Genomic DNA, 16,377 nt, shown 5'->3' on the forward strand with positions numbered 1-16,377 from the left:
TGATCCAAGCCGCGAGCGGCGCAAAGGTTTCGCGCGGCCCCGCCGGCCGCGTGCAGATCCTGGCCCCCGAAGCGCCCTGTGCGGGCCGGCCCCGGCGGTGCGCAGCGCGTCTTCGATCACGGGCGGCATCCCGGCAACGCAGACTCGGACGCCTCAGCCGAGACCGGCCTGCGCCGCGCCCACCTCGTCGAGGCGACGGCGCCCGGCACTCTCGAGAACGCCGTTCAGATCCGCCCGTGGCACGCCGACGTGCTTCGGCTCGGCGGCCCCAACATACACCTCGCGCGCCACAACTTCGTCCTGCCGCTGGTGTGCCGCCTGGTGCATCCCGGCTCCGGAAGCTCGGATGTCGGCCAGGGCGGGACGTCGAGAGCCGAGAGCGAAGCCGAGTCCCGGCGGCTGGTCGACCGCTTCGGCCGCATCCCCTGGTGAAATCGCGCCACGCGGCGGACGCCCTGCGGGCCGGAAGCGCGCTCGACCGGCGCGGATGTTGGTTCAGACTGGGAGCGCCCCTCGGGACGATGACGCGGAGCCGGTCGTGCAGGTGCGGATCAGCCGCCGCACGAAGCCCGCGCACGCCTCAAGTTCGTCCCGGGTGACGTACTCGTCGGCCCGGTGGGCCCGGGCGATGGAGCCCGGTCCGATCACCACGGCGGGCACGCCGCCGAGCCGCTCGAACAGCCCACCCTCCGTGCCGTACGAAACCTTGGCGTGGCCGTTGCGGCCCGCGAGGCGCTTGGCCAGGGTCACGATCTCGGCCTCCGGATCGGTGTCGAGGCCCGGATAATCGATCAGCGGCTCGACATCGACGCCGCAGGCCGGATCGCCGGCCCGCATCAGCGGCGCCAGCGTCCCGGTGGCGTACCCGATCGCCGCGGCCGCCAGCGCCGCGGCATCGTCCGCGCCGATCGCCCGGTACTCGAACGCGACGCTGCAGGTGTCGGGCACGATGTTGAGCGCCGTGCCGCCCCGGACCACGCTCGACAGGCCGGTGGTGTGGGGCACGTCGTAGAGCAGGTCGCGGGCCCCGTCCCGGGCGATGGTCTCCGCGGACAGGCGGACATGCTCGATGAAGCGGGCGGCGTATTCCACCGCGTTGACACCCTGGGGCGCCAGGGCCGAGTGGCTGGCCCTGCCCCGGAAGGTGAGGCGGGCGGCCGACTTGCCCTTGTGGCCGACCACCACATCCATCCCGGTGGGCTCGCCCACGAAACAGCCGAGCGGCCGCGGCACGCGCTCGAGCATCCGGGCGATCAGCGGGCGCACGCCGAGGCACCCCACCTCCTCGTCGTACGAGATCGCGAGGTGGATCGGGGTGGCGAGATCCGCCGCGACCATTTCGGGCAGGAGCGCGAGGCAGACCGCGAGGAACCCCTTCATGTCGGAGGTGCCGCGCCCGTAGAGCCGCCCCCCCGCCTCCCGCAGGGCGAACGGGTCCGACGACCAGGGCTGGCCCTCGGCCGGCACCACGTCGCTGTGGCCGGAGAGCACGTAGCCGGGGCGGGTCTCGAACGGCCCGACGCTGACCAGCAGCGCCGCCTTCCGGCCGGTCGGATCCGGCACCCGCTCCACCGCGGCGCCGTGGCCCTGGCAATAGGCCTCGGCCCAGTCGATCAGCGGCAGGTTCGAGCGGTCGCTCACCGTGTCGAAGGCGACGAGCGTCCTGAGCAGCGCCACCGGATCGGGCGGGCCGGAGGGCGGCAGGACGGTCTGTGCGGGCTCTGTCATGGATGGCGTCCTGCAACCGCGCGCGAATCGGCCCGGATGGGGCGCCCGGATTCCTACGGGGTTTTCGGCGCTTCGGGGATCCCGGGCAACGCCCGGACCGCCCGACCGGTCCCGGGAACCGGTGCGGCGTCCGAGCGTCGCTCTCGGGGGAGGCCGCCGGAGACCGCCCCTGGGAGCCCGAACCATGCGTCGCCGTCCCGCCCCGATCCGCGCCGCCCCGATCCTCGCGACCCTGTTGCCGGCGGCCCTGCTGCTGGCCGCCCCGGCCGAGGCCCGGCCACCGGCCGGGACGCCGCGCCATCGCGTCGCGTCCGACATGGACCGGACGCTCGCCCGAAGGGCGGCGCGGGACCGGCCGGACTGGCGGGTCTGGCAGCGGCCGCTCGTCCCGGCCTTCGCTCCGGCGACGCGCGAGCGGGTCGCGGCCCCGCCCTTCACGGGCTGGGGGTACGGCGGCACCCTCCCGGGGGCCTGGCCCGGCTTCTGATCCGCCTCGACCCGGGCCCGACCGCCTGCCATGGTGCGGGCGACCGAAGGCCTGAGACGGACACGATGGTGCTGGAGTTCCGCCTGGACGATCCGACCCCCGCGGATCCGCGCCGCCGCTGGAACGCCCTCGCGCAGGAGGCGCGGGACGCCTGCTACGACAACACCCGCGCGGTGGCCGACAGCGCCGCCCAGGTGGCCGCCCGGAATGCCGCCTCGGCCGCCTACCGGGCCGCGCATCCGGCGGGCCTCGACGTGCCCTACGGCCCGGGCCCCCGCAACGCCCTCGACCTCTACCCGGCCCGGGACGGGGCGGCGCCCTGCCTGGTCTTCATCCATGGCGGCTACTGGCAGCGCGGCGCGCGGGAGCTGTTCGCCTGCTTCGCGCAGGGCCCGAACGCCGCCGGCTGGTCGGTGGCGATGGTCGGCTACACCCTGGCGCCGGAGGCGAGCCTCACCCGGATCGTGGCGGAGATCGGCGCGGCCCTCGACTGGCTCGCCGCCCACGGGGCCGCGCACGGGATCCGCGGCCCCCTGATCCTGTCGGGCTGGTCGGCCGGCGGGCTGCTCACCGCATTGCATCTGGGCCATCCGGCGGTGGCGGCGGGGCTGGCCATCTCCGGCGTCTACGACCTCGCGCCGATCCGCCAGACCGAGCTGGACGCCAAGCTGAGCCTCACCGACGCGGAGGTCGAGACCCTGTCCCCCCTGCGCCGTCCGGCGGTGGCGAAGCCGCTCTGCATCGCCTACGGCTCGCGCGAACTGCCGGCGCTGATCCACGACGCCCGCAACCTGCACGCCCTGCGGGCGGCGGCCCACGCCCCGGGGGCCCTGCTGCCGGTGCCCGATGCCGAGCACTTCTCGGTGCTCGACGCCCTGCGCCGGCCGGGCGGGATCCTTGTCCGGGCGGCCCATGCCCTCCTCGAGGGCTGACGATCTGGGCAATGGGACGATTCCGGGCGTATTTACAACTCCCGATAGAAATTTCGCATCGCCGGAGACCGCTCCCGTCTTGCTGAGGCCCGCGGCGCGTGCTGAGACGGGGGTGCGGGCGCGATCTCCCTCCTCCGGGAGCCGGCCGGATCCGAGGGAGATCGGATGCAAGCGGTCGCGCGATCGGAAACCCCTGCGGCGGCGGCCCGCGCCGATCCCGCGGACCGGGCCGACCGCCGCGGCCGCGGATGGGGCACGCCGCGGCTGCGCGTCGTCCTGGCTTTGGGCTTCGGCACCCTCGGCTTCCTGGCGACCCTGGCGCTCGCCGCCCTTGTGAGCCGGGAGGCGACCCGACGGCTCGAGGCGGAGGTCGGCGGCCAGCTCGCCGAGATCGCCGGCCAGATGGCCCGGAACCTCGATATCGGGATGTTCGAGCGCTGGCGCGACATCCAGATCGCCGCCGCCTCGGACAGCCTGCGCGATCCCGGAACCGCGACGGCGGCCAAGCGCGCCGTGATGGAGCGGCTCCAGGCGACCTACCCGGCCTATTCGATCATCGGGCTGGTCGACGCCGACGGGCGCGTATCCGCGACCAGCACGGGCGCCCTGGAGGGCGCGGACGTCTCCGGCCGGGACTATTTCCGCGGCGGCCTCGAGGGACCCTATGTCGGGGACGTGCATCCGGCCAAGCTCCTCCAGAGTCTGATGCCCCCGGTCGACACCGGTGCGCGCGGGGCGGCGCGGGAGCCGCTGCGCCTCGTCGATGTCGCGGCCCCGGTCCGGTCGCCGGACGGCCGCGTCCTCGGAGTGCTGGCCGCCCATCTCGACTGGACCTGGGCGCGCGACATGGCGCGCATCCTCGAAGGCGCGCTCCGGGGCCATCGCCAGGGGGCCGAGATCCTGATCCTGTCCCGCGACGGCACCGTGCTCCTCGGTCCGCCCGCCCTGCAGGGCGCCGCCCTGCCCCGGGCGGTCCTGACCGGCGACAGATCCCTCGATCCGCAGGGCACGAGCCGGGTCGGGCCCTGGCCCGACGGCGCCGCGGCGTATCTGAGCGCCCACGCGTCCACGACCGGTCACCGGGACTATCCCGGTCTCGGCTGGCAGGTGGTGGTGCGGCAGACGGCCGACCGGGCCCTGACCGCGGTGGCGGCCCTGCGCGGGGACATCCTGGTGGCGGGCAGCGTGGTGGCGCTCGCGGCGGCACTGCTCGCGTGGCTGCTCGCCGGCCTGATCGCCCGCCCGCTGCTGGACCTGGCGGTGGCCGCCGAGACGCTGGGCCGCGACCAGCGGCCGCCGCCGCTGCCCCGCGCCTTCGTGCGCGAAGGCGCGATGATCGCCGACGCCCTGGGCGCGGCGGCGGACGAGCTCGCCCGGCGCGCGGACACCCACCGGCTGCTGATCGATGAACTGAACCATCGGGTGAAGAATACCCTCGCCACCGTGCAGGCGATGGCGGCCCAGAGCCTGAAGAACCTCGGCGGGGACGCCGCGGCCGGGCGCGACGCCTTCGAGGCGCGGCTGCTCGCCCTGTCGCGGGCCCACGACATCCTGACCCGCGAGAGCTGGGCGAGCGCGGACCTGCGCGGCGTCGCGACCCAGGCGATGCGGCCCTTCCTGGGCGCGGAAGTCCCGGGGGGCGCTCGGTCCGGCAGCGATCTGGCGAGCCAGACCTCATCCGGTGCGCTGCCGCCGCGCATCAGCCTGGAAGGTCCCGACCTGCGGCTGCCGCCCGAGGGCGCGCTGGCGCTCACGATGATCCTGCACGAATTGTGCACCAACGCGGTCAAGCATGGCGCCCTGTCGGTTCCGGGCGGTCGCGCGGCGCTGGTCTGGACGGTGGAGGCCGGCCCAGACACCGATACCCTCCGGGTGACATGGTGCGAGTGCGGCGGCCCCCCGGTCGTCCCGCCGACGCGGAAGGGATTCGGCACCCGCCTGCTGGAGCGAGGCTTTGCCGGGAACAGGACCGCCAGCCTCACCTACGAGGCTGCGGGCGTCGTCTACAGGGCGGCCAATCCCCTGCCCGCCCCCGGCCGCGCGGCCGCGCAGCCCACGCCGCGTCTGCAGGCCGGACGGGCCTGATCCCGCTCCGGCCCGATCGGCTCTCCCTCCCGTTCCGCCCCGACATCGACCCCGCCTCGCGGCGTCGGGACAGCGGCCGCGCATTCCCTTAGCCCGGCCCCTTAGCCCGGCCCCACGGTCCGGCCCCACGGTCCGGCCCCACGGTCCGGCCCCACGGTCCGGCCCCACGGTCCGGCCCCATGGCCCGGCCCCATGGCCCGACAGAGCCCGATCCGGCGCATCGGAACCAGATCCGGCTTTAATCCCGGCAATGATTTCGTGACGAGACAAAGACGTGCGCAAACACACTCTGTAGTACATTGGTGATGGATTAAAGTCTTCATTGATGTGATGTGCTGAGACGCACATGAGATTTGCAAGAGTTTGACTATGTTCGACTGACCGGCAGGGATTCGGTGTCCCCGGCCACAAGACGAACGCGCGAGGAAACGCCATGCCCCAGTCACGACACGTCCCGATCCGCGGCACCACCGTCGGCCTCGCCCTGGGCCTCCTGGCCGGACTCCTCGGCGCGCCCCTGGCCGCGCAGGCCGGCGAAGGCGGCGGAGGGAGCCGCCAGGCGGCCGGCGGGGGCCACATGAGTTCCTACGTCAGCGATCCCCATCACGACCCGCGCTCCCTGCACTCGCAGCGCGCCGGGACCGGTCAGCTCCTCGGAGCGCCGATGCTCCACGAGAGGGCCGGCACCACGGTGGCGCGCCGCCGCGCGGTCGATCCCCACTGGGCGTCCGGAACCGTAGAGCCCCGCCGGGCCCGACGCTGAGACCGCCCGCCCGGCTCCGGGACGACTCGCCTTCCTCCCCCCGGCCTGGCCGGGGGACCTTCACCCCGACCCAAACGCTCGGGCCGCACGACCCACCCCCCTCGGGACGGGTCGTGCGGCCCGAGCGGTGTGCCCGCCCCGGTTTCTCCCCCGGTTCTCCCAGCGTCAGAGACCCCTTCATGAACAACATCATCCAGGGCATCGCCAGCTTCCAGGGCAACGTCTTTCCCGGACAGCGGCAGATGTACCAGCAGCTCGTGCGCGACGGTCAGCAGCCGAGCGCGCTGATCATCGCCTGCGCGGATTCCCGGGTCTCGCCGGAGCACATCACCCAGGCGGGGCCGGGGGACCTGTTCGTCTGCCGCAACGCCGGCAACATCGTGCCCCCGGCCTCCGACGTGGTCGGCGGCGTCTCCTCGGCGATCGAGTATGCCGTGGTGGCGCTGGGCGTGCGCGACATCGTGGTCTGCGGCCATTCCGATTGCGGCGCCATGAAGGGGCTGATGAACCGGGATCTGCTCAAGCGGATGCCCAGCGTCGCGTCCTGGCTGCGCCACGCCGAGGCCGCCGAGCGGATCGTCTGCGAGGCCTATCCCGAGGGGATGGACGCGCAGGCCCGTCACCACGCCCTGGCCCTGGAGAACGTGGTGGTCCAGCTCGCCAACCTGCGCACCCATCCGAGCGTCGCTGCCGCCCTCGCCAAGGGGTCCCTGCGGCTGCACGGCTGGTTCTTCGAGATCGAGACCGGCGCCCTCCTGGCCTATGACGGCGCGAACGGGCGCTTCCGGCCGATCGCCGGGGCCGACATGCCCGTGGCGCAGGATTCCTCCACCGGCAGCCGCCTGCAGGCGGCCTGACCCATGCGGATCCCCAGCAGCCTGACCGCCGCCCTCGCCCCGGGCGGCGCCATCCGGACGAACCTCGCCCGGGACCTGCCCGCCTCCGTTGTGGTCTTCCTGGTGGCGCTGCCCCTGTGCATGGGCATCGCCATCGCGTCCGGCGTACCGCCGGAACGCGGTCTCGTCACCGGCATCGTCGGCGGCATCGTGGTCGGCCTCATCGCGGGCTCGCCGCTCCAGGTCAGCGGGCCCGCCGCGGGGCTCGCGGTGATCGTGTACGGGTTCGTGCAGGCGCACGGGCTCGACGCCCTCGGCCCGGTCCTGGTGGTGGCGGGCCTCGTCCAGCTCGCCGCCGGCGCCCTGCGGATCGGCGGCTGGTTCCGGGCGATCTCGCCGGCCGTGGTGCACGGCATGCTGGCCGGCATCGGGATCCTGATCGTCCTGGCCCAGATCCACGTCCTGACCGACGCCCTCCCCCGGGCGAGCGGCCTGGACAACCTCGTGGCGATCCCGGCCGCGTTCTTCGACTTCGTCACCGGCACGGGCGACCGCACCGGCGCCGTGATCGTCGGCGGGTTCACCATCGCGGCGATGATCGCCTGGGAGCGGCTGCGCCCGGCGCGGCTCCGGCTCCTGCCCGGGGCGCTCGTCGGCGTGCTGGCGGGCAGCCTGGCGGCCGGCCTCGGTGGCTTCGCCGTCAAGCGCGTGGCGGTGCCGGAGGCGCTCTTCTCCGGACTCGCCCTGCCGGGGGCCGAGGCCTGGGCGCGCCTCGCCGAGGCCGAGATCCTGATCATGGCCCTGGTCATCGCGGTGATCGCCAGCGCCGAGAGCCTGCTCTCGGCGGCCGCTGTCGACCGGATGCACGACGGCCCCCGCACCCGCTTCAACCGGGAGCTCGGCGCCCAGGGCATCGGCAACCTGATCTGCGGACTCCTCGGCGCGCTGCCGATGACCGGGGTGATCGTACGCTCCTCGGCCAACGTCCAGGCGGGGGCGGTGAGCCGGGCCGCCACGGTGATGCACGGGACCTGGATCCTGGCCTTCCTGCTCGCCCTGCCCTGGCTGCTCGCCCTGGTGCCGACCGCGAGCCTCGCCGGCATCCTGGTGGTCACCGGCTGGCGACTGGCGAGCCCGGCCCACGCCCTGCACCTGCAGGCCCGCTACGGCTGGCTGACCGCCGCGATCTGGCTGGCCACGATGGCCACCGTGGTGGCGGTGGACCTGCTCTCCGGCGTGCTCACGGGCCTCGCCCTGAGCCTCATCCAGGCCCTGCCGAGCCTGCGCAAGGGCCGGCTCCGGATCGAGCACGCGGCGGCCCCGGAGGTGCCCGGCGTGCCGGAGCTGCGCCTGTCGGGGGCGGCGACCTTCCTGCAGCTTCCGAGCCTCACGGCGGCCCTGGAGCGTACCCCCGAGGGTGGCGAGGTCCGCCTCGCCACCGACAACCTCGCGGCCATCGACCACACCTGCCTGGAGATGATCGGCGACTGGGCGAGCCGGCGCAGCGCCGCCGGCAGCCGGATCGCCGTGGTCGGCGGGTCGGGAGTCCCGCACGACCGGCTCGCCGCCGCGGTGGCGGCCCCGGCCCACTAGGAAGCCCTGTGCCGAAGGGGCAGACCCTTCGGCACAGGGCGCGTCGGAGCAGGCCGTTCGGACGCGGGCCCGAAGCGGACGCGGGGCGGGCGGCGGGGTCCGGGCGGGGTCCGAAGGCGGGACCGTGGGTCCTGCGACGCGCCCCGACGTTTCCGCGCGGATCCGAGCGGACGGCGCCCCCGGGCCTGTCCGCGTCGCGGCAGACGGTCGCGGCAACCGGTCGACGGGGCCGCCTTCCGGTCCGTCCCGACGCGGGCCGGGAGCCGCCCGGGTTCGTCGGAACCCGGAATTCCATCGTTTTCACAACCGGTTAATCCTGAATCTTCGCGCCCCCTTAACGGGCGGACCGCCAGACTCGCCGCTACGGCAGGCCCGCTGCGCGGGATCGGCCGCGGAATGGTACTCGTCAGGAGCTTCGTCGATGATCAGGTTCCTCGCGGCTTCGGCCGCATGCCTGGTCCTGTGCGGCGCCGCGGCGGCGCAGGACATGCCCGGCCTTGCGACGCTGCATCCGCCCGATCCCGCCCAGCCGGTGGCGGCGAGCGCCCCCGTCCCGATGCCGGACGGCGGGGTGGCACCGGGACTGCGCCTGGGATCCGTTCCCGATCCGGACGCGGCCCGTCCCGACCCGGTCCCGACGCCCCCCGGCAGCCTCGCGCTCCGCAGCACCGCGGCCGACGCCGCGCAGACGACCGCCAGCCTGAAGGCCCCGTCCGCCACGCCCAAGCCGTGGTGCGCGCAGGAGCGGCGGGTCGGCACCGGTCTCGGCTTCTGCCTCGTCAATTGAGCGGTCCGCCCGGGCCGTGCCGGACTCTACCCCGGACCCGGTCGCCGGCTCAGGAAGCCCCGTAGACCGCGACCGCGTCGAAGGTCTCGTCCTCCGGGGCGTGGTCGAGGGAGGCGACGAGGAGGACCAGCACGGCCGCTGCGACGGCCGCGACCGCGAGCGGCCGCGTGATCAGATCCGCATGGGCGCGGGCGGCGTGGATCACCGCGCAGCCGAGAAGGAAGATGCACAGCTGCGCGGCCGGCGTCGCGAAGGCCGCCGTCATCGCGGCGTCCCGGTCGTCCGATGCCGGTCGATCCGGCCGATCGGGTCCATGACGGTGTTCATGACCGTGTCCATGGCACGCCCTCCCCGGCTGAGGCTGCCGATGCCCGGCTTGACCCGCAGGCGGTCGGCCGTGCCGGCCGGCGTGCCCGAACATGCGGGCGCGGGCGACCCGGCCGGGCGTCACGTCTGCGTGACCGGGCCCCCTCGGGCGGGTTCCGGATCCGGCGGCGCCAGGGCGTAGGTGGCCTCACCGACCCGGCTCAGGGGCCCGCCCGGCCCGGACCGCTTCCACAGCCGCGTGTTGAGGGCCGCCACCGGATCCCGGCCGGGCAGGGTGAAGCCCTGCCCGACGAGCACCTCCAGGATCTCGGCCGCGTGCAGCGGCCGGCCCGCGCGCCCGATCGCCGCGCAGGCCGCCTCCACCACGGCCCGGCCGTAGCGGCGGGCGCCGGCGGCATCCTCCGTGAAGGCGATGGCCGGCGGGATGGCGCCGCGGGCGCCGGCGGCATCGGGCCGGACCACGGGACGCGCCTCCGGACGCACTTCCGGACGGGCTTCCGCCCCCCGTCGTCCGCGCGGCGCGCCGGAATCCTCCGCCGCCGGTCCGGACCGATCCCCCGGCACGCCCGGGTCCCCCAGCGCCGGATCGTCGGCCGGGTCTCCGCGAAGGCGCGCCCCCGGCTCGGGGACCGGATCCGATGCCGCCCTCGCCCCGGATCCGGCGGCTCCCAGGCGGCGGCCGAGCTCGAGGTAGAGCACGAGGTCGGCGATCTGCCGGTCGAGGGCCTCGCGCTGGCGCCGCAACGCGGCGAGCCGCGCCTCGATCTCGGATTCCGACAGGCCCACGCGATGGTCCCTCCGACCTGAGGGAACATCTACCCGTTCTCAGCACCGGTGGGAATACTCAATGTCGGAATATTCCGTTCCGCCTGGGCGACAGTCGGAATATTCCATCCGGCGAGCCTTATTCCCTTGCCCGCTTGCGCATTCCCTTGGCGGCCGGCCTGGGCGGCACGAGCAGCGTGCTCGGATCGGCCGGATGCAGGGTCAGGCCGCCCTCGTCGAGGACCAGCGGCAGCCGCGGGAAGACCTCGCGCAGATGCGCGAGATCCGCCTTGAACGCCTGCCGGAAGCTGCGGATCGAGGCGTTCTCAGCGCCGAACTGCGCGTGGAGGTTGGCCCAGGTCAGGCGGAGCGGGCGCTGCAGCGACCGCAGGCGGTAGCCGGTCCAGAACAGCAGGTCGAGCTTGCGCGCCGAGCCCGAGAAGGCCCGGGCCGCCCGCACGTCCACCGGCAGGGCGTGCCGGATCAGGGTCTCGTAGAATTCGGGGTCGAAGCGCACCGTGCGCCCCGCCTCGTCGGCCCCCTCGCCGGCGCGGGGGCGCCACAGTTCCAGGCTGCGGAACGGCGGAACGTTGAGGGTGGTGGCGCTGTCGCGCCCGTCCCAGAGGCCGATCTGCATGGAGCAGGCGGCCAGCCGGTTCAGCTGCTCCTTGAACTGGCGGATGGTGCCGCGCTCGCCCCCCGTGACCGCGAAGCCCATCTCGCGCATGAAGCCCGACAGGGTCTCGGCCACCTTCACGGTGGGGCTGCGCTGGCGCACGGCCTCGGTGCAGAGGTGCAGCAAGACCAGCCGGGCCTTCGGGCCGTAGGGCAGCCCCTGGGGCTCGAAGGCGCCCGTCTCCGGATCCTTGATCCGGCCGGCGATCAGGCTGAGGGAGTTGCGCCCGTAGCTGCGGGAGAATTCGCGCACCGGCCCGGGGTCGCGGTAGGGCAGGCCGCACAGCGCCAGGACCGAATGGATGTGCTGGAGGCTCGACGGGAGCGCCGGCTCGCTCTCGATCACGAGGCGCACCGCGTCGCGGCGGCGCTGGTCGCGCGACAGGCCGGCCCGGCGGCTCTCCTCCTCACCCAGGAGGGCGGCCTGGGCATCGCGCTCGCGCTGACGGTGGAGCACGTGCTCCACGATCTGCGCGAACAGGAAGCCGCCGCGCGCCGCCTCGATCTCGGCCTGCAGGTCCGGGTCGTGGATCCCGGCGATCTTCTCCTCGATGCTCATCGCCCCTCGGTCCGCGGCACAGGGGCGCGTTCGTCCGGCGAACGGGAGAACGGCCCGATCCTGCCATGCCACGATTCGGACGCCGCGGACCCGGTTCGATCGGGCTTGTCCCGGCAATCCACGCTTCCCCGCTCCCGGCCCGCCCCCGAATGCAGGCGCATGACCGGGGCCGGGTGACCGCGGCCCCCCTCCATCCCCGCTCCAATCCTGCTTCGATCCCGCTCCGCCCCCGCTCCGCCCCTCTCGGCTCTCCGGGGCCCCTCCGGCCCCGCGCGACGCAGAGTTCGATACGGGGTCCGTCCGCCGCCCGATCCCACGCAGAGTCCGATACGCCCACCCGCCCGCGTTCCGTCCCCGTTATCCACCGGCGCGGGCCGGAATCCCCGCCGAATCCGATACGCGGCCGCGCAGATTCCGATACGCCACGTCGCCGGTCCGGCGCAGAATCCGATACGCGGTCGCGCAGAGTTCGATGCGCACCCACGCAGAGTCGGATGCGCAAAACCACATCAACCCCATGGCCAGAATGAGGAATTTCGGATTGCATATAACTTGCCGAACTGACTCTCTGAAAGACTCTTTCAGATAATCTTCCTAGTGTCGGAGAGCCCGTTCGTTCTGACGAACGAACCCTGACCGCACCGGAAGCGCACAGGGTACGAAGGGAATGTATGATGGTTTTCCACATTCCCTCGAATTGCCGCCGTCGCCGCTTGACGATCCGCAGAGCCTGGATGGCGGCGGGCCGGCCGGCTTCGTCACGGGGACCGTCGCGATCCCCGCGATGGCGGCTTGACGCGGGCGATGCCGCCCGGTTTCTCGGAGCCGTCCCAGAGGGCCCTCAGATGAAGAGCGTGCCGATGCCTCCCTTCCCGATCGAATCCCGATGACGGACCGCCGCGATGACGGCCGTCCGTCCGGCGGTCGCCCCGCCCCGAATCGCCCGCACGGGCCCCGACGTCCGGCTCTGCGGCCCGGCAACCGCCCCGGCAGCCGTCCCGGCGCGGCGGGCCGCCAGCGGGAGGCGGACGGCGACGGGCCGGCCGTGCTCTATGGCTGGCATCCCGTGGTTCAGGCCCTGGGCAATGCGCAGCGCGGCCTGCAGCGGCTGCTCGCCACCGAGAACGCGGCGGCACGGCTGGAGGCGGAGTTCGGCGGCGCCTTGCGGATCACCCCGGAACTGGTCCGGCCGAGCGAGATCGGCCGCCTGCTCGGACCGGACGCCGTCCACCAGGGGCTGTATCTCGAGGCCGAGCCCCTGCCCGCCCCGGGGCTCGACGATCTGCCCGCCGACGCGCTGCTGCTGGCGCTCGACCAGATCACCGACCCGCACAATGTCGGGGCGATCGTCCGCACCGCCGCGGCCTTCGGGGTGGCGGGGATCGTCACCACGGCGCGCCACGCCCCGGGCGCAACCGGGGTCCTGGCGAAATCCGCCTCCGGCGGCCTGGAGCACGTGCCGTTCGTGACCGTCCGGAACCTCGCCGAGGCGCTGATCGCCCTGGGGGAACGCGGCTTCACCCGGGTCGGCCTCGATTCCGACGCGCCGGAAAGCCTCGACGCCGTGACGGTCGCCCGGCCGCTGGTGATCGTGCTGGGCGCCGAGGGCAAGGGGCTGCGCGAGCGCACCCGGAGCTGCTGCGACCTGCTGGCGCGGATCCCCTTCGCGGGGGCGATCCGCAGCCTCAACGTCTCGAACGCCGCCGCCATCACCCTCTACGCCCTCGGCCGGACCGAGACCTGACCGAGGCCTGACCGCGACGCGGACCGACGGCCCGGTCGAGACACGTTCGGAAACACGGAACCGGCGCCGGAAGCCCCTCTTCCGACTAGGCAGTTTCCGCAACTTCCCGTAGAGTTGTGGATGAGGGGGGCGTAGGCTGGAAGGCTGCGTCCGGATGCTGGACGATGTGATGACCTATGGCGGCTGGGCCGTCGGCCTGGTCGCTGTCGGCGTATGGACTTGGCTCGCGCGGCGTGCCTTTCCGAGTTTCGAATCCTTCGTGAGGGGCTTCGACGACGAGCTGCAGCTGGGCGCCAGCCCGGAGGAGCGCGCGCGCAGCGCGCGCTGGCATCAGGTCCGTCAGGCCGCCGTGGCGCTGACGGCCGTCGCGGCCCTGTGCCTGTCGATCGGGTTCGCGATTCCCGACTGAGCCCGCCGATTCGGCCGCGCCGGATCCGCGCGCTCACCGCCTCGGCCAGATCGATGTGGCGCTCCTGACCTTCCGGCACCCTTCCGGAGGCCGGCGTGCACTGAGGGCGCGGGGCGTCCCGGCGTTGGGCCGCGGCAGGACCCACGACAGATCCCGGATTCGAAGGCGCCGGGACCCTTCGCGGGTGCAGGGGGTGCCCTGCCGTCGGGCACGGCCCGGTGACGCCGGGGCGCCGCCCCGACACCCCGTCCGAGGGCGCGCCCTTCGGAAGCCCCGGCTCAAGCCGCCCGGATCCGGGTGAGGAAGCCCTCCGCGGCCTCCCGCAGGTCGCTCGCTTGGCGGGACAGGTCCCCTGCTGCCCGCAGCACCTGTTCGGAGCCCCGGCTGGCCGCGGCGGCGGCCTCGCCGACGCCCGCCATGTGCCCCGAGACCCCGCGGGTGTCCTGCGAGGTCTGGGCGGTGGTCCGGGCGATCTCCGCGGTGGCCGCGCCCTGCTCCTCGACCATGGCGGCGATCTCGGCCCCGATCCGGGCGAGGTTGCGAATCACCTCGGTGATGCTGCCGATGGACCGGACCGAGGCCTCCGTCGAGCCGGTGATCTCGGCGACCTTGGCGGCGATCTCCTCGGTGGCCCGGCTGGTCTGGGTGGCGAGGTCCTTGACCTCGGCGGCGACCACCGCGAAGCCGCGGCCCGCCTCGCCGGCGCGGGCGGCCTCGATCGTGGCGTTGAGCGCCAGCAGGTTGGTCTGACCGGCGATCTGCGAGATGATCGCGACGATCTCCCCGATGCTCCCGGCCGCCTGGGCGAGACGGTGCACCTCGCCGGCGGTCCCGTCCGCGTCCCGGGTCGCGGCGGCGGCGAGGTCGGCCGAGGCCCCCACCTGTACGCCGATCTCCCGGACCGAGGCGGTGAGTTCCTCGGTGGCCGCCGCCACCGTGTCGGCCGAGCGCGCGGCCGAATCGGCGGATCCGGCCACCGTCCGGCTGAGATCCGTGGTGTCCTGCGCGGTCCGGGCCATGCCGTGCGCGGAGGCCTCCAGCTGGGCGGCGGCCGCCGAGACGGCCGCGACGATGCCGCCGACCTGGCGCTCGAAGCTGTCGGCGAGGCCCAGGGCGGCGGCGCGCTGCGCGGCACTCGCCTCGGCGGCGAGCCGCTCCTGCGCGGCCCGGGCGGCGCGACGCTCGGCGACGCTGTCGCGGAAGGCGACGGCGGCGGCGGCGATCGCCCGGACCTCCCGCGGGCCCCCCGACGGGATCGCCAGATCGGCCGTCCCCTGGTCCCGGCCGATCGCGGTCAGAACCTGCGCCATCCGGGCGAGGGGGCGCGCGATCGCGGTGCCGAGCCAGACCGCGAGGCCGGCCGAGAGGGCGAACAGGGCGAGGCCTCCGGCGATCCAGAGGGTCAGCATCCGGTCCGCCCGGGCGCGCAGGGCGCCGGCGGCGGCCTCCAGATCGGCGGTGAGCCGGTCCTCCACGCCCTTCAGGGCATCGATGCGCTGCGTGGCGAGGCCGAACCAGGAAGGCGCGTCGCGGAAGGCGAGCGGCGTCCCCGGCATCGTTTCCTGGGCGATCCTGCGCAGGCGCGCGACCGCCCGGGCCGGCTCGGTCGCCTCGGCGGCGTCGAGCAGGGTCGTCTGGGCGGCCTCGGCCCCGGCCCGGAACAGGCCCGCATAGGTCGCCTGCTCGGCCGCGAGGGTGGCGAGCCGGCGCGCGGCCGCGAGGTCCAGGTTGCCGGAGGCGAAGACCGCCGAGGCGGCGGCCCGCTCCTGGCCGGCGGCTTCCTTCATGGCCAGGAAGGCCGCGTAGGCGTTCGCCCGGGCGGCGAGGCCGGCCTCGTCGATCGCCCCGCCCATCGCCCGCACGAGCCCGAGCCCCTCGCCGATCAGGCCGGTGTAGTAGCCGGCCGCCTGGGGGACGCCGGCCGTCAGGGCGTCCACCGCCCGCCGCTGGTCGGCGAGCCCGGCGAGCGCTTGGCCGAAACCCGCGCCGCGCGCCGCGAAGGCCGGGCCGTACTGCGTGGCCGCCGCCATCGCCCCGGGAAGGTCTGCGAGCGCCGCGTCGGTGCGCACGCGCTGGGCGGCGAGTTCGGGCCCGAACTGTGCGCCCTTCGCGCCCAGGAACAGGCTGGAGGCGCCGCGCTCGCGCTGGGCCTCATGCACGAAGGCGCTGATCCGCGAGGCGAGGCCGACGAGGCTCTCCACCCGGTCCATCTCGGCGCGCCGCGCCCACTGGTCGGACACCGTCCAGCCGGCGGCCCCCGCGAAGGCGAGGCTGGGGGCGAGCGCCACGACCAGGATCCGGGCGCGAAGCGAGGAGAGGAGGATCATCGGCGGCAGGACATCTCGGAGAACAGAACGGAGCTTGGCCGCAGGTCATAAAGATCTGGTTATGTTGACCTGCCCGGATTCGGTGCAGCTCTGCCTGATCGGATGGCAGTTTCGATCGGGGCGGCGCTGTCGGTGTGCAGGTTTGCCAGGTCTTCAGCGCGGGGATCATCGGTTCCGGGGATCGCCCGTGCGGGGGCGGGCCGTCTTTCATCAGCGGCGGTACTTCGGCGGAGGCCGTCCGGGGAATTCGCTCCCCCGGTTCTATTGCGGGGCGCGGGATCGTGACCCTGCGCCGGGTCATGCGGGACCGCCGCCGCCGGAGCGCCCTGAACCGCCGGGTCCTCTCCAGCAGGGGGCGAC

15 protein-coding genes are annotated in these 16,377 nt (G+C 74.2%); 10 read left to right on the forward strand and 5 right to left on the reverse strand.

All coding sequences use genetic code 11. The features are described from left to right. Positions 1-78: 78 nt before the first annotated feature. Positions 79-432 carry a hypothetical protein gene (locus tag GGQ91_RS27045; RefSeq protein WP_246410949.1) on the forward strand — a complete coding sequence of 118 codons (354 nt, stop codon included), beginning with the start codon at positions 79-81 and terminating at the stop codon, positions 430-432. 63 nt (positions 433-495) lie between these two features. Here GGQ91_RS27045 and argE read toward each other — a convergent pair whose 3' ends face one another. Beyond that, positions 496-1,728, reverse strand: coding sequence for an acetylornithine deacetylase (argE, locus tag GGQ91_RS27050; protein WP_182593239.1), 1,233 nt, complete (start codon positions 1,726-1,728; stop codon positions 496-498). A gap of 184 nt (positions 1,729-1,912) precedes the next feature. On the opposite strand from argE, the gene GGQ91_RS27055 reads away from it, so the two are divergent. The 7 genes from GGQ91_RS27055 (at position 1,913) to GGQ91_RS27085 (ending at position 9,211) form a co-directional block, all read left to right on the forward strand. Next, positions 1,913-2,215: a hypothetical protein gene (locus GGQ91_RS27055; protein WP_182593240.1), complete on the forward strand. Its 303-nt coding sequence runs from the start codon at positions 1,913-1,915 to the stop codon at positions 2,213-2,215. Positions 2,216-2,280: 65 nt separating this feature from the next. After that, positions 2,281-3,147 (forward strand): alpha/beta hydrolase, encoded by an 867-nt coding sequence (locus GGQ91_RS27060; protein ID WP_043385924.1) that lies wholly within the window; start codon positions 2,281-2,283, stop codon positions 3,145-3,147. A 165-nt stretch (positions 3,148-3,312) separates the two neighbouring features. Continuing rightward, on the forward strand, positions 3,313-5,232 hold the full coding sequence (locus GGQ91_RS27065; protein WP_182593241.1) for a sensor histidine kinase: 1,920 nt from the start codon (positions 3,313-3,315) through the stop codon (positions 5,230-5,232). A 433-nt stretch (positions 5,233-5,665) separates the two neighbouring features. Further along, positions 5,666-5,995 (forward strand): hypothetical protein, encoded by a 330-nt coding sequence (locus GGQ91_RS27070; RefSeq protein WP_051044734.1) that lies wholly within the window; start codon positions 5,666-5,668, stop codon positions 5,993-5,995. A 179-nt stretch (positions 5,996-6,174) separates the two neighbouring features. Beyond that, entirely contained in the window at positions 6,175-6,852 is a 678-nt protein-coding gene (locus tag GGQ91_RS27075; protein WP_043385918.1) for a carbonic anhydrase, read from the forward strand. 3 nt (positions 6,853-6,855) lie between these two features. Then, the gene (locus tag GGQ91_RS27080; protein WP_236961467.1) at positions 6,856-8,424 is read left to right on the forward strand and encodes a SulP family inorganic anion transporter; all 1,569 of its coding nucleotides are present in this window, start codon (positions 6,856-6,858) and stop codon (positions 8,422-8,424) included. A 421-nt stretch (positions 8,425-8,845) separates the two neighbouring features. Further along, a complete protein-coding gene (locus GGQ91_RS27085; protein ID WP_043385916.1) occupies positions 8,846-9,211 on the forward strand; it encodes a hypothetical protein in 366 nt (121 codons plus the stop codon). A gap of 49 nt (positions 9,212-9,260) precedes the next feature. Here GGQ91_RS27085 and GGQ91_RS27090 read toward each other — a convergent pair whose 3' ends face one another. The 3 genes from GGQ91_RS27090 to GGQ91_RS27100 form a co-directional block, all read right to left on the reverse strand. Next, on the reverse strand, positions 9,261-9,476 hold the full coding sequence (locus GGQ91_RS27090) for a hypothetical protein (protein WP_182593242.1): 216 nt from the start codon (positions 9,474-9,476) through the stop codon (positions 9,261-9,263). A gap of 182 nt (positions 9,477-9,658) precedes the next feature. Beyond that, positions 9,659-10,324, reverse strand: coding sequence for a hypothetical protein (locus GGQ91_RS27095; RefSeq protein ID WP_182593243.1), 666 nt, complete (start codon positions 10,322-10,324; stop codon positions 9,659-9,661). 118 nt (positions 10,325-10,442) lie between these two features. Next, positions 10,443-11,537 (reverse strand): replication protein RepA, encoded by a 1,095-nt coding sequence (locus tag GGQ91_RS27100; RefSeq protein WP_043385909.1) that lies wholly within the window; start codon positions 11,535-11,537, stop codon positions 10,443-10,445. A gap of 886 nt (positions 11,538-12,423) precedes the next feature. Here GGQ91_RS27100 and GGQ91_RS27105 point away from each other — a divergent pair. Both GGQ91_RS27105 and GGQ91_RS27110 read left to right on the forward strand, forming a co-directional pair. Next, positions 12,424-13,281, forward strand: coding sequence for a TrmH family RNA methyltransferase (locus tag GGQ91_RS27105; RefSeq protein WP_043385906.1), 858 nt, complete (start codon positions 12,424-12,426; stop codon positions 13,279-13,281). Positions 13,282-13,435: 154 nt separating this feature from the next. Then, entirely contained in the window at positions 13,436-13,690 is a 255-nt protein-coding gene (locus tag GGQ91_RS27110; protein ID WP_043385904.1) for a hypothetical protein, read from the forward strand. 278 nt (positions 13,691-13,968) lie between these two features. On the opposite strand, the gene GGQ91_RS27115 is transcribed toward GGQ91_RS27110, so the two are convergent. Then, a complete protein-coding gene (locus tag GGQ91_RS27115) occupies positions 13,969-16,017 on the reverse strand; it encodes a methyl-accepting chemotaxis protein (protein ID WP_182593244.1) in 2,049 nt (682 codons plus the stop codon). Between the last annotated feature and the right edge of the window lie 360 nt (positions 16,018-16,377).

Source organism: Methylobacterium fujisawaense, assembly GCF_014138435.1.
In the GTDB taxonomy this organism is placed as follows: Bacteria; Pseudomonadota; Alphaproteobacteria; order Rhizobiales; family Beijerinckiaceae; genus Methylobacterium; species Methylobacterium fujisawaense.

Coding starts and splice junctions, on each gene's coding strand:
- argE (WP_182593239.1), bottom strand. CDS start 1,728: ATGACAGAGCCCGCACAGACCGTCCTGCCGCCCTCCGGCCCGCCCGAT.
- GGQ91_RS27100 (WP_043385909.1), bottom strand. CDS start 11,537: ATGAGCATCGAGGAGAAGATCGCCGGGATCCACGACCCGGACCTGCAG.
- GGQ91_RS27060 (WP_043385924.1), top strand. CDS start 2,281: ATGGTGCTGGAGTTCCGCCTGGACGATCCGACCCCCGCGGATCCGCGC.
- GGQ91_RS27115 (WP_182593244.1), bottom strand. CDS start 16,017: ATGATCCTCCTCTCCTCGCTTCGCGCCCGGATCCTGGTCGTGGCGCTC.
- GGQ91_RS27085 (WP_043385916.1), top strand. CDS start 8,846: ATGATCAGGTTCCTCGCGGCTTCGGCCGCATGCCTGGTCCTGTGCGGC.
- GGQ91_RS27080 (WP_236961467.1), top strand. CDS start 6,856: ATGCGGATCCCCAGCAGCCTGACCGCCGCCCTCGCCCCGGGCGGCGCC.
- GGQ91_RS27105 (WP_043385906.1), top strand. CDS start 12,424: ATGACGGACCGCCGCGATGACGGCCGTCCGTCCGGCGGTCGCCCCGCC.
- GGQ91_RS27090 (WP_182593242.1), bottom strand. CDS start 9,476: ATGACGGCGGCCTTCGCGACGCCGGCCGCGCAGCTGTGCATCTTCCTT.
- GGQ91_RS27075 (WP_043385918.1), top strand. CDS start 6,175: ATGAACAACATCATCCAGGGCATCGCCAGCTTCCAGGGCAACGTCTTT.
- GGQ91_RS27055 (WP_182593240.1), top strand. CDS start 1,913: ATGCGTCGCCGTCCCGCCCCGATCCGCGCCGCCCCGATCCTCGCGACC.
- GGQ91_RS27065 (WP_182593241.1), top strand. CDS start 3,313: ATGCAAGCGGTCGCGCGATCGGAAACCCCTGCGGCGGCGGCCCGCGCC.
- GGQ91_RS27070 (WP_051044734.1), top strand. CDS start 5,666: ATGCCCCAGTCACGACACGTCCCGATCCGCGGCACCACCGTCGGCCTC.
- GGQ91_RS27110 (WP_043385904.1), top strand. CDS start 13,436: ATGCTGGACGATGTGATGACCTATGGCGGCTGGGCCGTCGGCCTGGTC.